Genomic DNA, 13,454 nt, shown 5'->3' on the forward strand with positions numbered 1-13,454 from the left:
GTATAAAAAATGCGTCTGAAATTCGGGCATGTGGCGAATGGAGGATGACTGCCCTCTTGATTAAGCTAATCTTATAACAAGTATACAAAATTTTCTTGCGATTCATGAAAAAGAAAGAGGCAGCTGCTGACGAGAGAGGGAGGAATGGCAAAGTGGAGACTCGGGATTACTTAATCAAACCGATATTGAATCAGCATTATCCTGTGGCTGTGAAAGGAGAGGGAATATATTTATATGATCGGGATGGAAAAAAATATATAGATGGCTCATCGGGGGCTGTCACGGCAAGTATTGGACATGGCATACGTGAAATCATTGATGCCATGACCGAGCAAGCGGAAAAAGTGAGCTTTACGTACAGATCACAATTCACAAATGAACCAGCAGAAGAACTTGCTTATGAATTGAGTACGCTTTGTCCAGGTAACCTGAACTGGTCTTTTTTTGTCGGAAGTGGTTCAGAGGCAACGGAAACGGCTATGAAAATTGCTATTCAGCATTGGCAGGAGCAGGGAAAGGCTGAGAAGAATCACATTATCTCACGATGGATGAGTTATCACGGCATCACCCTCGGTGCACTGTCGATGTCAGGACATATTGCAAGGAGAGAGCGCTTTGAACCATTGCTCGAAAAGAATCCAGTGCTGTCTCCGCCATATAGCTATCGTTCATGGCTGCCGAAGGAAGAGGGCAAGCAGGTTGAATGGTATGTCCAGGAATTTAATACCGTCATTCAGCGTATAGGAAAAGAGAGGATTGCCGCTTTTATTGCAGAGCCGATTGTCGGAGCATCGGGAGCGGCGCTAGTACCGCCAGACGGATATTTTGAAGCCATGAAACGTGTCTGTGAGGAAAACGATATTTTAATGATTGCAGACGAAGTCATGACAGGCTTTGGACGAACTGGGAAAATGTTTGCGATGGAGCATTGGGGAGTTGTTCCAGATATTATGGTTCTCGGCAAAGGGATGAGTGCTGGCTATTCGCCGATTGCGGCAGCCGTCTCAGCAGATCATGTCATCGCGCCGATTCTGAGCGGTTCCGGATCTGTGATGGCAGGTCATACCTATAGCGGCAATCCACTTTCAGCAGCCGTCTCACTGGCTGTTATTCGATATATGAAAAAACATCAGCTTCCTGAACGAGCGGATATGTCTGGCCGCTATTTAATGAATGCATTAAAGGATTTACAAACAAACCATTTCATCATAGGAGATGTGAGAGGAAAGGGACTGCTCATTGGCATCGAGTTTGTCGCAGACCGCTTATCGAAAACCCCATTTCCTGCCCATGCTCAAATGACGCATTTAGTCGTTGAGACAGCCAAGCAAAACGGCTTGCTCGTATACCCAGCAAGCGCTGGCGAGGATGGAGTAGGAGGTGCAGCGATCATGATTGCACCACCGCTTTCTATCACGCAGCAGGAGATGGATGAACTCATTCAATTATTTGAGCAGACAATCACGCAGGTCGAACAAGAAGTCATTAACAGGGGGTTTTTCCCATCTGCGATGTAGGGAGGAAAGATGATGAACAAAACAGTGAACGTAGATGAAGTGATCACGCATTTTAGGGACGGAATGACCATCATGTTTGGCGGGTTTGGCGGCGTAGGGTCGCCGCCATCATTGATCGAGGCCATTTTAGAAGCCAATATCAAAGACCTGACATTGATCGGAAACGATGCAGGCTTCCCGCAAATAGGTGTTGGCCGGCTGATCACAGAAGGAAGAGTCAAGAAGATCATTGCTTCTCATATTGGCTCAAATCCAATAGCCGGACAGAAAATGCAGGCAGGTACACTAGACGTTCATTTTTACCCGCAGGGCATTCTAGCAGAAAAAATACGAGCAGGCGGGATGGGCTTGGCAGGCATTGTGACAGATGTCGGCATGGATAGCCTCAATCTCGATGAGAAGCAGCTCGTGCCGTTAAACGGAAAGACCTATATCCTTGAGCCTGCGCTGACAGCGGATATTGCCATTGTGAATGCCCTCAAAGCAGACGAAGCAGGAAATCTGATATTTGATAAAAGTGCACGGAATACAAACCCGATTGTGGCAATGGCAGGAGACTGGACCATTGCGGAAGTGGAAGAGATTGTGCCTGTAGGCAGTCTTCATCCAGAGGAAATCGTGACACCAGGCGTATTTGTGAACCAGATCGTGCAATCAAAAGGAGTGAACTGGACATGGGCATGGGAGACATCGATTTAAGACACCGCATAGCCAGACGGGCGGCGCAGGAAATTGAAGATGGCATGATCGTCAATCTTGGGATCGGCATCCCAACCCTTGCGGCTGATTACATTCCAGCGCATTACAACGTATGGCTGCATGCTGAAAACGGCATTATGGGGGCAGGCGCCTCACCAGTACAAGGGGAAGAAGATCCTAATTTGTGCAATGCCGGCGGCTTTCCTATTACGTTAACAAAAGGCGGCTCATTCATGGACAGCACGACTGCTTTTGGCATCATTCGAAAAGGCATGCTGGATATGACCATTTTAGGTGCACTTGAAGTAAGCAGTCAGGGCGATCTTGCAAATTGGATTGTGCCAGGTAAACGAGTACCTGGGATGGGCGGAGCGATTGAGCTTGCGCAGAAGGCGAAAAAGGTTGTGGTAGTGATGAGCCACCTTGATAAACACGGTGAGTCAAAGGTGAAATCTGCCTGTACACTTCCTTTAACTGCTAAGTCTTGTGTGGATCTGATCATTACGGATATGGCAGTCATTGAGGTCAAATCGCAGCTGCTCATTTTACGTGAAGTCATGCCGCCGTATCAGCCGGAAGATGTCATAAGGGCGACAGAGGCACCTTTAATTTTAGCGCCTGATGTCAAATCTGTTGTGTAGAAAGGATGAATGACTTGCAGCCAATCACACGTATCAGAAGCTGGATGAGAGAGCACCAAGATGAAGCGATTGCGCTTCTTCAGCAAATGGTGCAATGTGAGAGCACCCAAGGAAATGAACAAGGTGTGCAGCAAATCGTAGCAAATAAGCTGTCCGCCATTGGTTTTGATGTAGATGTATGGGACATTGGCGGAGAAGACCTGCTCGAACATCCGTATTTCTATTCCCCGAGGCGTTCCTTTAAAGGAAGTCCCAATGTCGCCGGACGATTGAAGGGAAAAGGGGGCGGTCAATCCATTTTATTAAATGGGCACGTCGATGTTGTGCCAGCAGGAGATACGAAACAATGGACATATCCACCCTACAGCGGGCATATCATAAACGGGAGACTTTATGGACGCGGGGCAACAGATATGAAAGGCGGAAACGTTTCTTTACTCTTTGCACTAGAGGCACTGCATGCGCTCCAGATTCCGCTGAAAGGAGATGTCGTGTTTCATAGTGTCGTCGAAGAAGAGAGCGGCGGTGCAGGCACCCTTGCAGCCATACTGAGAGGATATACAGCAGATGCGGCCATCATTCCAGAACCAAGTCATATGAAAATCTTTCCGATTCAGCAGGGATCTAAGTGGTTCAGACTGCATATTAAAGGAAGGGCAGCTCATGGAGGAACAAGATATCACGGCGTTTCCGCTATTGAAAAAAGTATGATCGTTCTTTCGCATATAGCAGCACTTGAAGAAGAACGAAATCAACGCATCACCGAGCCGTTATTTCAGCATATCCCGATTCCAATCCCTATCAACATAGGGAAAATTCAAGGCGGTGACTGGCCGTCCTCTGTAGCAGATCTGGTCACAATGGAGGGCAGACTTGGTGTGATGCCAGGGGAGACGGTTGAGCAGGCAGAGAAGGAATTAGAAAATTGGATGATGGGACTTGGGGAAAAGGATGAATGGTTCAAAGAGCATCCTGTCGAGGTCGAATGGTTTGGTGCAAGATGGCTTCCAGGCTCAATTGATACGGACCATCCACTTTTAGATCTATTGAAGGAACAATATGAAGCGGTCAAGAAGGAGCCGCCAAAGATCGAAGCCGCTCCTTGGGGAACAGACGGCGGATTACTGTCACAGGCGGCAGGTATCCCGATCATCGTATTTGGACCTGGAACAACGGAGCTTGCCCATTTTCCGAATGAATCCATCGACATTGAGCATGTTATTGAAGCCGCAGAAATTATCGCAGGTACGATGGTGGAATGGTGTGAAGCAGCGGAGTGATATAAAAACGATCACAAAAAAGAAGGCTGTTTCAATCAGCCTTCTCTTTATGTGTGTCCTGCTGCTCACACATATACGTCACTGGGCAAAAGCGAAGAATACCAGATGCCAGTTTCATCCCGCCGCACATGATGCTGAAAAGCAGCATGTTACTCCATGGTTTTCTAGCATATAAAGAACCAGCCACAGTACATATTGTCATTCCACAGGCAATTCGAATGAGCGCTTCCATTAAGCCGAGATTAGGTTTCATTGAAGGTAAATCTCCTTTTTTAAATATTTTAAGTGTGATTTCAAGAAATTGTAACGTTTCATTAATGCGTAACGTGGTTCGTTATGTTACGATAGGGCTAATACAAATGAAGGAGAGTATGTGAATGTCCGAACGTACTTTTAATTGGAGAAACAATGACATCCGCACACAAATCGATGTAGTCGACTCAAAAATAGTTCCAACACTCCTTTTAACGAATGGACTCGTGCTAAACCCGTTTTTAAAACAATGGGTGAAGGCAAATATTTGGATACATGATGATCGAATTGTTTATGTCGGAGCAGAGCTTCCTCAAAATAAATCAGCTAAACGTGTGATTGATTGTGAAGGGAAATACATTGTGCCTGGGTATATAGAGCCTCACGCGCATCCGTTCCATATTTATAATCCCCAATCACTTGCAGAATATGTGTCTCAATTTGGCACAACAACAATGGTCAGTGATAACTTATTTCTTCTTTTGCAGAGCAATGAAAAGAAAGCGCTTTCCACTCTATGTGAATTAAAACAGCAGCCATTTCAGTATTTCTGGTGGTCTAGATATGATCTTCAAACCGAGGTCAGATATGAAGATGAGATGCTTCCTATCAACTATCGCAAGGAATGGATTGATCATCCTGACGTTCTTCAAGGCGGCGAATTAACAAGCTGGCCAAGATTGATGGACGGTGATGATCTCATTTTATATTGCATGCAAGAAACGAAGAAGCAGCGGAAACGAATTGAAGGGCATTTCCCCGGAGCTTCTGAGAAAACGCTAACAAAAATGAAGCTGTTTGGCGCGGACAGCGATCATGAAGCGATGAATGCAGACGATGTGCTAAAACGCTTGTCCCTTGGCTACCATGTCTCACTTCGTCATTCTTCCATCCGCCCAGATTTAGTGAACATTTTAAGAGAGCTGCACGAGCGTGATTTTAGACACTATGATCACTTTTTCTATACAACAGATGGAGCAGCGCCTCATTTTTATGAGGAGGGCATGATTAATCGTTTGATTTCAATTGCCCTTGAAGAAGGCGTGCCTATCATCGATGCATACAATATGGCGACCTTTAACATTGCGAAATACTATCAAATTGATGACCTATTAGGTGTTGTCGGTCCTGGCCGATTGGCTTCTTTGAATGTGTTAGATGACCCAATGAATCCAAATCCTGAAACGGTCATATCTAAAGGGGTTATCCTCAAATTAGATGGCGAGAACCAGCATCAATTTCATGAAACAAAATGGGAAAATGGCGGGCTTGTTCCATTAGATCTAGGCTACGATCTAACGTCGAGTGATTTGCAATTTTCCATGCCGCTAGGTGTCAAAATGAGAAATGCAGTCATCATGGAGCCTTATACAGTGGAGATTGATAACTCTGTGAATCAGCTGTCATGTGATCATGATCAAAGTTTCTTTAGCCTGATTGACCGAAAAGGCGAGTGGCGTGTGAATACGATGCTCAAAGGGTTTGCAAACAAAGTGCAAGGGTTTGTCAGCTCATTTTCGCTCACGGGTGACATTTTGGTGATCGGGAAAAATAAAGAAGATATGATGCTGGCACATAAGCGAATGAAAGAAATCGGCGGGGGGATCGTCCTCACAGAGAACGGGAAAATTTTGCACGAAATTCCGCTGCAATTATCAGGCTGTGCATCTGCTGAACCGTTTGAGACTGTTCTTCAGCAGATACAAACCTTACGCGAGCTGCTCATTGAGCGAGGCTATCCGTTTGATTGCCCAATTGATACACTTGTCTTTTTCCAAAGTACACATTTGCCGTATATTCGAGTGACACCAAGAGGAATATTTGATGTCATGAAAAAAACTGTACTCTTTCCGTCTATAATGCGTTAAAATATAACAGAGTGGAGCTGTATCATCTTTGCCACATTTCTGACAGCTGTTATAGGTCAGACGTGAGCAGTGGATCTCTTCACTGACATGTAAGTGAAAATGCTTATGTGGAGTTGTTGAAGCAGAGGGCTTTGACATGACGAGTGAAATGCCCTGATTGAAAAATGAATCTGTCGGTTACGCTGGCCGACCAACATATTTTGAATAATTGATGAGCAAGGCGGGGCGCATGTTGGTCTCGCCGAGCTTTCCGCACAGCCTGTATTTTTAGGGCAGACCTAATTAAGCAGAAGTGATCTTGATATCGGAAGCAAACAAGTTTGTCAGATTGTCGAACAAGGAAAATGACAGAACTTGTCGAATTTGTATACGATAAAGAAGCTTCGGCTTACGAAAGAACTGACGGCATTTCCAGCGTATAACCAAACCTGTCATGATTCGTTCAAAGCTCATTGCTGAGGTTGAAAAAAATTAGTCAGGAAAGATACCGCTTTCTCCGCAGATTGTCGTGCGAAGCGGTGCCAATAGTAAAGGAGAAGATGTATAAAGATGCAAATTGATAAATTAAGGGGCAAAAGCTTAGATCAGTTATTCAACTCCATCTTATCCCTTAAAGACCTGGAAGAATGCTATCGATTCTTTGATGATTTGTGTACCATCAATGAAATCCAATCTTTATCACAGCGTCTTGAAGTAGCGCGTATGCTTCGCGAGGGGAACACGTATCATAAAATTGAGACGGAGACAGGTGCGAGCACTGCAACCATCTCACGTGTCAAACGCTGCTTGAACTATGGAAATGATGCCTATACGATGGCACTTGACCGCGTAGCAGAACAGCAGACAAATGACGAAACAAAATAAAGCAGCTTTCACTGTAAACAATCCTTTTCAACAAGAATAGAGTTGTTTACAGTTTTTTTTATGAAGAGCGCTGAAAAGACAAGCAAGGACTGGCTGAGTGAAGCGGGTCCTGTTTTTTATTTTAGCTCGCCGATAAACCATCTTTCGCCTTCGTAAGAGATGCCATCTTCGTCAGCGATGATGTCTTTAAAACCTATGATTTGCCTATCCTTTGGCACAGATAAACCCCATTCCCTTTGAATGTTTCTCGCACCGGAAAGAGGCAGCCAACTCTGATCATCATGTCTATTGAAAAAGTCTTTAAAATAGGAATCTCCTTTAAACACAATGATTTGTGAACCCCATAATTCAGTGGCATCTATTGCAACCACGACACGATATACTTCTCCATCAATTGGCTTCAAATCAATGAGATGTTCAGCTCTATTTATCAGTGTCTGGAAGGACAATCGCTTGATTTTTTGAGGTGTTTTGCTTGTACAAATAAAATCATAAGCAACCGGTAGAGGCAGATGCCAATAACCTTGTTCAATATCTGCCGGGTTCAATATCTGCCGGGAACTCTCGTGTACTTTCCTCAATTCTTGTCACCATCTCATTCGTCTTCCGTTTCATCCCGCGAACCTTTTTCTCACGCATCCTCCAACTCTCCAATTCCTGGTCATTTGTCTAAGTTCTTTATACGCGATTGAGCCAAAATGTCAATTGAAAAAAAGGTGCAAAAACGCACCTTTCTCAAACTATACGGATGGCTGTGTTCCTGTAAAGATAGGCACTTCACTTGTCTGACCATCCTCTTGTCTATAGACAATATGTTTCTCATTAAAATGAATGGGAGATTCAATTCCAGCGGCTGCGGATAAGTTAAACAAGCCTTCTCTTAGAGAAAGGATATAATTGCAAACTCGGTATTTCTTTTCTTCAATTGATAAACCCTTTTGCAGCTTTGGATCAGTTGTGGCGACCCCGACTGGGCATTTATTCGTGTGGCACACTTGGGCGCGAATGCATCCGACTGAAAACATGAGTCCTCGTGCGATATTGACAAAGTCAGCACCCATGGAAAGGGCAATTGCAATTTTATCAGGTGAGAGAAGTTTGCCAGAAGCAAAGAGTTTTACTTGATCTCTGACACCGTATTCCTTCAATATTTGATGAACCATTGGGAGTGCCGTGAAAATCGGCAGCCCTGCGGCATCTGCCAATTCATGAAAGGATGCACCAGTGCCGCCTTCTCCGCCATCCACTGTAATGAAATCAGGATGCTTTCCGCTTTTTTTCATGTACGCCGCAAGCTCTTCAATGTTTTCTTTATGTCCGACCACAAGCTTGATGCCGACAGGCTTTCCGCCTATACTTCTCAGCTGTTCAATGAAATCAAACATATCCGGAATGGAGTGGAACATCTCAAATCGGTTTGGGCTGTCAATGGATTGGTGGGGCGGCAATTGACGGATATTCGCAATTTCTTCAGTGACTTTTTTGCCGTCAATATGACCGCCGCGTGTTTTAGCTCCTTGTGCCAGTTTCAGCTCAAAGGCTTTGACTTCCTCATGCTCGCTTTTTTTCTTAAATTCTTCAAAGGAAAAAGCGCCATCCTCTGTTCTCACGCCAAATAGACCGGGCCCAATTTGGCATATGATATCGGCTCCGCCTTTGAGGTGATAGGGAGAAAGCCCGCCTTCACCTGTGTTCATCCACGTACCGCCGGCCATCTTTAATCCAGAGGATAGTGCTGTAATGGCCCTGTCGCCTAAAGATCCGTAGCTCATGGCAGACTGTCCAATCAGGCCTTTTACACGGAAAGGCTTTTGACATGTGTGCTCACCAATCACTTGGACATCGTCTTGATGGAGATAGTAAGGTTTTGCTTCAACCTCTTTGGTATGTTCACTTCTTCGCAGTAAATTGTCTTGATCAATCTGGTACACTTTTGTTTGGATTTTTTCAGTTTGATCGATGCGTAACTCATCTCGCTGCTTTGGAAATAGGACGTTGCGAATGTAGTAACCAGGCTTGTCAAAATCACGTTTTGATCCAAAGCCCATCGTCCGGCTTTTGTACTTCCCAGACATGACAGCTTGCTCGTATTCTCTTCTTGAGAAAGGAAGTTCCTCCCGATCATTCAAAAACAGATATTGGCGAAGCTCAGGTCCTATTTTTTCAAAAATAAACCGCAGCTTTCCAATGACCGGATAATTTCGCAGGACAGAATGCTCTTCCTGTTTTTCATCTCGCACCCAAATCCAGATGAATAAAATGATTGGTATGATGAAACAAATTACTAATAGTGCGCCAATGACAATGAAAGTTGTTGTCATGAAGATCCCCTCTTTTCTCTATCATTGCTGTTGTTATTCCACTTTTCATCTAAAGAGAAACCACTTCAACGGATTGTAACGTTTAGAAATGAAAAGGCGGGGTAACTTACAAATAAGATCATAAGGGGAGGGAACATACATGAATAAGCGTCCGAATGCGTATGTACTTGCAGGATTAGGGGTTGGTGGTGCAGTGTTATTAGCAGTAAAAAACAAACAGCATCTCAAAAAATGGGCAAGCATGTTCCGCTCAGATGAAAAAATTCCTGAAAAAGCTGGACACCCTGATCCATTAGATATTCAAGACAACAAAATGGTCGATGAAGGGGCCATGACATCCGTCCATTATTTCAATGAAGTGAGACAATAGTTTGGAAAAACCGTTTTGACCATTCAAAACGGTTTTTTCTTGTCTTTCTTTTGATGTTATATCGAAGAGGATCGACAATCGTAAAACCGATCAGCCCTTTGTGATCAGGCGTCGTGAAATGAAATTCAATGCCTGATAAATGAAAGGTTGAGAGAACGTCCTGATCTGTAAAACGTAACGAAAGCTCATCCTCATAAACAGGTGCATGCTTCAAAACCTCGGCTTCTTCTGCGAATAGCTCCAGACCAGCTACTCGGCCCTCTTTGTCGATATCTGCGTTTACACATTCATTCACATCTAATTCAATGGTTTCTTTGATTGTCCCGATTCCCACAGGCAGGAGATAGATGTATCCGATGTCGATCGTTTGATCATATGTGATGGTTCTTTTCAAGTGGGTCACCTGCTTTATGTATGGTTTTTTGAACAATAGTAAAATGTCCCTTTATTGTATAATAACATGTGGTGATACAAAGCTCTCCTATCAGTGAACGGTCAAAGATCAGCCCTCTCAGCTCCTAGATGTTTTCAGCATTCTATCCTAAAGTCACGAACACCATTTTCAAAAGAATGAAACTTTTAGCTGAAGGAGGTTACCCATTTTTTGCGGTCACTGATTTTGTTATAATATTTAAATGGAATGAAACGAATGGAGGAACATTTTTCATGTATGATGTTACCGAGTGGAAGCACGTCTTTAAACTCGATCCAAATAAAGAAATATCCGATGAGCAGCTAGAGGCGATTTGTGAATCTGGTACGGATGCTATATTGATTGGCGGCAGTGACAATGTGACAGAGGACAACGTGCTCCAGTTGATGTCAAAGGTCCGCCGGTTTCTTGTGCCATGTGTGCTTGAAATCTCAACACATGAAATGATTGTGCCGGGCTTCGATCTGTATTTCATCCCGACCGTCTTAAACAGCTCTCACCCTGATTGGATTGTTGGGCTTCACAAGGACGCGATGAAGGAATTCGGTGATTTGATGTCAATGGAAGAGATCGTGCCTGAAGGCTATGTTATTTTAAATGAAGAATGTAAAGCGGCCAAGCTCACAGAAGCAAATACAGCGCTGGACATCGATGACGTAAGAGCATATGCAAGAGTGGCAGAGCATTTGATGAAGCTGCCCATTTTTTATCTAGAATACAGCGGAACGCTTGGAGATATAGAGCTTGTGAAAGAAACGAAAGCAGTGCTTTCTGATACGGTTCTTTTTTATGGCGGAGGCATTGAAAACGAAAAACAGGCAGAAGAATTTGCGCAGCATGCGGACGTGGTTGTTGTAGGAAACGTCATTTATGACAATTTCAAAGAAGCATTAAAGACAGTGAGCGCAGTCAAAAAATCATCATAGTCAAACAAGACGAAACGGGTTAAAATAGAACATAAGTTCGGATTGGCGGTGAATGGAATGAATGAAATATCGAATCATCTATTAGAAGGGCTGAATGACGCGCAGAAAGAAGCGGTCAAAGCAACAGACGGTCCGCTACTCTTGATGGCAGGAGCAGGGAGCGGAAAGACACGGGTGCTCACACATCGAATTGCTTACTTAATGGCAGAAAAGCATGTGGCTCCGTGGAACATTTTAGCGATTACGTTTACAAATAAAGCAGCACGTGAAATGCGTGAGCGTGTACAAGCCATTTTAGGGCCTGGTGCGGATGACATTTGGATCTCTACGTTCCACAGCATGTGTGTGCGCATTTTACGACGCGATATTGACCGTATTGGGGTAAATCGCAACTTTTCTATATTAGACACGTCTGATCAGCTTTCAGTCATTAAAAACATTTTAAAAGAACGAAATATCGATCCTAAAAAGTTTGATCCACGCAGCATTTTAGGTTCAATCAGCAGTGCAAAAAACGAACTCATTGACGCAGAGGAATACGCCAAAACAGCCGGTGATTTCTATGATCAAGTGGTCAGCGACGTCTATACAGATTACCAAAAACGATTACTCAAGAACCAATCACTCGATTTTGATGATCTTATTATGATGACGATTCGTCTGTTTGAGCGCATCCCTGAAGTATTGGAACACTATCAGCGAAAATTTCAATACATTCATGTCGATGAGTATCAGGATACGAACAGAGCGCAGTACATGCTTGTGAAACTGCTCGCTCAACGTTTTCAAAATATATGTGTGGTCGGTGACTCAGATCAGTCCATCTATCGCTGGCGTGGAGCGGATATTACAAACATTCTCTCCTTTGAAAAAGATTATCCGTCCAGTGAAGTGATTTTGCTTGAGCAAAATTACAGATCAACTAAACGTATTCTGAATGCCGCAAACACGGTGATTCAAAACAATTCAAACCGTAAGCCGAAAAATCTTTGGACAGAAAATGATGAAGGAGCGAAGATTGCCTATTACCGTGCAGATAATGAATTCGGTGAAGGACAATTTGTTGCTGGAAAGATTCATCAGCTGCATCAGAGCGGCAAGCGTAAATTATCCGATTTTGCGATTCTTTATCGGACCAATGCGCAGTCTCGTGTCATAGAGGAAACATTATTGAAGTCAAACATTCAATACAACATTGTCGGCGGCACGAAGTTCTATGATAGAAAAGAGATCAAGGACATTTTGGCGTACTTACGCCTAGTAGCTAACCCAGATGATGACATTAGCTTTGCACGAATTGTGAACGTACCAAAGCGCGGAATCGGTGCTACATCTGTTGATAAAATTGCGGCATATGCGGAGATGAATGACCTGTCTATGTTTGAAGCACTTGCTCAGGTAGATTTCATTGGACTCAGTGCAAGGGCAGCCAATGCGCTTGATGAATTTAAACAGCTCATTGATCAAATGACAAATATGCAGGATTATTTATCTGTCACAGAATTAACAGAAGAAATCCTAGAGAAAACAGGCTATCGTGAAGCACTGAAGGTAGAAAAAACAATTGAAGCACAAAGCCGTCTAGAAAATATTGACGAGTTTCTCTCTGTGACTAAGAACTTTGAAGAACAAAATGAAGACAAGTCCCTTGTGACCTTCCTGACAGATCTAGCCCTTGTCGCAGATATCGATAAGCTGGATGAAAATGAGGAAGAAGATCAGGATGCGGTCATTTTAATGACGCTTCACGCCGCAAAAGGTCTAGAATTCCCTGTTGTCTTCTTAATGGGCATGGAGGAAGGTGTCTTCCCGCACAGCCGTTCATTAATGGAAGATGCAGAGATGGAAGAAGAGCGCCGCCTTGCTTATGTAGGCATCACACGGGCGGAAGAAGAGCTCTATTTATCAAGTGCCAAGATGAGAACACTCTTCGGCCGGACAAACATGAACCTTGAATCAAGATTCATTCGAGAAATACCAGCCGATTTATTGGACAACCTAAATGAGAAAAAAGAAACAAAAACACCATTTGGCCAAACAAGAGAAAGACCGCAAAGACGGGGACCTGTCTCACGTCCGCAAACTCAAACCATTCAAAACACAGGCGGCGGAAGTATTGGCTGGGCTGTGGGCGATAAAGCGGCTCATAAAAAATGGGGCGTTGGAACGGTTGTCAGTGTAAAAGGCAGTGGAGACAGCACAGAGCTTGATATTGCCTTCCCAAGCCCTACAGGCATTAAGCGTCTTCTCGCAGCATTTGCGCCAATTGAGAAGCAATAAACC

Annotated in this window: 13 protein-coding genes; 9 read left to right on the forward strand and 4 right to left on the reverse strand. The window is 44.0% G+C overall.

Annotated features, from left to right (window positions below):
• Positions 1-152 precede the first annotated feature (152 nt).
• From ACQYAC_RS16440 to ACQYAC_RS16455, 4 genes are read left to right on the forward strand one after another with little or no spacing between them, the layout of a single operon-like run.
• Positions 153-1,517, forward strand: a complete 1,365-nt coding sequence (locus tag ACQYAC_RS16440; RefSeq protein WP_429943709.1) for an aspartate aminotransferase family protein — start codon at positions 153-155, stop codon at positions 1,515-1,517.
• Between the two features lie 12 nt (positions 1,518-1,529).
• Positions 1,530-2,216 carry a CoA transferase subunit A gene (locus ACQYAC_RS16445; RefSeq protein ID WP_429943710.1) on the forward strand — a complete coding sequence of 229 codons (687 nt, stop codon included), beginning with the start codon at positions 1,530-1,532 and terminating at the stop codon, positions 2,214-2,216.
• Positions 2,192-2,857 carry a 3-oxoacid CoA-transferase subunit B gene (locus ACQYAC_RS16450; RefSeq protein ID WP_429943711.1) on the forward strand — a complete coding sequence of 222 codons (666 nt, stop codon included), beginning with the start codon at positions 2,192-2,194 and terminating at the stop codon, positions 2,855-2,857. Before ACQYAC_RS16445 ends, ACQYAC_RS16450 begins: the two co-directional genes overlap by 25 nt.
• A gap of 14 nt (positions 2,858-2,871) precedes the next feature.
• Positions 2,872-4,137 (forward strand): peptidase, encoded by a 1,266-nt coding sequence (locus ACQYAC_RS16455; RefSeq protein ID WP_339165114.1) that lies wholly within the window; start codon positions 2,872-2,874, stop codon positions 4,135-4,137.
• Positions 4,138-4,168: 31 nt separating this feature from the next.
• Here ACQYAC_RS16455 and ACQYAC_RS16460 read toward each other — a convergent pair whose 3' ends face one another.
• Complete coding sequence (locus ACQYAC_RS16460) at positions 4,169-4,390, reverse strand: YgaP family membrane protein (RefSeq protein ID WP_058015517.1); 222 nt, start codon at positions 4,388-4,390, stop codon at positions 4,169-4,171.
• Positions 4,391-4,514: 124 nt separating this feature from the next.
• Between ACQYAC_RS16460 and ACQYAC_RS16465 the strand changes: the two genes are divergently transcribed.
• Positions 4,515-6,257, forward strand: a complete 1,743-nt coding sequence (locus tag ACQYAC_RS16465; RefSeq protein ID WP_061407002.1) for an adenine deaminase C-terminal domain-containing protein — start codon at positions 4,515-4,517, stop codon at positions 6,255-6,257.
• Positions 6,258-6,806: 549 nt separating this feature from the next.
• Positions 6,807-7,121 (forward strand): YerC/YecD family TrpR-related protein, encoded by a 315-nt coding sequence (locus tag ACQYAC_RS16470; RefSeq protein ID WP_058015515.1) that lies wholly within the window; start codon positions 6,807-6,809, stop codon positions 7,119-7,121.
• A 116-nt stretch (positions 7,122-7,237) separates the two neighbouring features.
• Here the strand turns inward: ACQYAC_RS16470 and ACQYAC_RS16475 are convergent, their stop codons facing one another.
• Complete coding sequence (locus tag ACQYAC_RS16475) at positions 7,238-7,702, reverse strand: DUF3916 domain-containing protein (RefSeq protein WP_429943712.1); 465 nt, start codon at positions 7,700-7,702, stop codon at positions 7,238-7,240.
• Between the two features lie 159 nt (positions 7,703-7,861).
• Positions 7,862-9,442, reverse strand: a complete 1,581-nt coding sequence (locus ACQYAC_RS16480; protein WP_268497736.1) for an FMN-binding glutamate synthase family protein — start codon at positions 9,440-9,442, stop codon at positions 7,862-7,864.
• 139 nt (positions 9,443-9,581) lie between these two features.
• On the opposite strand from ACQYAC_RS16480, the gene ACQYAC_RS16485 reads away from it, so the two are divergent.
• Positions 9,582-9,812 carry a hypothetical protein gene (locus ACQYAC_RS16485; RefSeq protein ID WP_003214314.1) on the forward strand — a complete coding sequence of 77 codons (231 nt, stop codon included), beginning with the start codon at positions 9,582-9,584 and terminating at the stop codon, positions 9,810-9,812.
• Here the strand turns inward: ACQYAC_RS16485 and ACQYAC_RS16490 are convergent.
• Positions 9,793-10,206 (reverse strand): DUF2283 domain-containing protein, encoded by a 414-nt coding sequence (locus ACQYAC_RS16490; RefSeq protein WP_429943713.1) that lies wholly within the window; start codon positions 10,204-10,206, stop codon positions 9,793-9,795. The genes ACQYAC_RS16485 and ACQYAC_RS16490 overlap by 20 nt on opposite strands.
• Before the next feature lie 272 nt (positions 10,207-10,478).
• Between ACQYAC_RS16490 and ACQYAC_RS16495 the strand changes: the two genes are divergently transcribed.
• Together ACQYAC_RS16495 and pcrA are read left to right on the forward strand one after the other, a co-directional pair.
• Positions 10,479-11,171 carry a heptaprenylglyceryl phosphate synthase gene (locus ACQYAC_RS16495; protein WP_058015577.1) on the forward strand — a complete coding sequence of 231 codons (693 nt, stop codon included), beginning with the start codon at positions 10,479-10,481 and terminating at the stop codon, positions 11,169-11,171.
• A 57-nt stretch (positions 11,172-11,228) separates the two neighbouring features.
• Positions 11,229-13,451, forward strand: coding sequence for a DNA helicase PcrA (gene pcrA, locus ACQYAC_RS16500; RefSeq protein ID WP_012009165.1), 2,223 nt, complete (start codon positions 11,229-11,231; stop codon positions 13,449-13,451).
• Positions 13,452-13,454 lie beyond the last annotated feature (3 nt).

The sequence above is a fragment of the Bacillus sp. MM09(2025) genome (genome assembly GCF_050496725.1).
Taxonomy (GTDB): Bacteria; Bacillota; Bacilli; order Bacillales; family Bacillaceae; genus Bacillus; species Bacillus pumilus.

Excerpts from the sequence above, each read along its gene's own strand:
- ACQYAC_RS16445 (WP_429943710.1), top strand. The coding sequence starts at position 1,530 with ATGAACAAAACAGTGAACGTAGATGAAGTGATCACGCATTTTAGGGAC.
- ACQYAC_RS16450 (WP_429943711.1), top strand. The coding sequence starts at position 2,192 with ATGGGCATGGGAGACATCGATTTAAGACACCGCATAGCCAGACGGGCG.
- ACQYAC_RS16460 (WP_058015517.1), bottom strand. The coding sequence starts at position 4,390 with ATGAAACCTAATCTCGGCTTAATGGAAGCGCTCATTCGAATTGCCTGT.
- ACQYAC_RS16465 (WP_061407002.1), top strand. The coding sequence starts at position 4,515 with ATGTCCGAACGTACTTTTAATTGGAGAAACAATGACATCCGCACACAA.
- ACQYAC_RS16470 (WP_058015515.1), top strand. The coding sequence starts at position 6,807 with ATGCAAATTGATAAATTAAGGGGCAAAAGCTTAGATCAGTTATTCAAC.
- ACQYAC_RS16480 (WP_268497736.1), bottom strand. The coding sequence starts at position 9,442 with ATGACAACAACTTTCATTGTCATTGGCGCACTATTAGTAATTTGTTTC.
- ACQYAC_RS16485 (WP_003214314.1), top strand. The coding sequence starts at position 9,582 with ATGAATAAGCGTCCGAATGCGTATGTACTTGCAGGATTAGGGGTTGGT.
- ACQYAC_RS16495 (WP_058015577.1), top strand. The coding sequence starts at position 10,479 with ATGTATGATGTTACCGAGTGGAAGCACGTCTTTAAACTCGATCCAAAT.
- pcrA (WP_012009165.1), top strand. The coding sequence starts at position 11,229 with ATGAATGAAATATCGAATCATCTATTAGAAGGGCTGAATGACGCGCAG.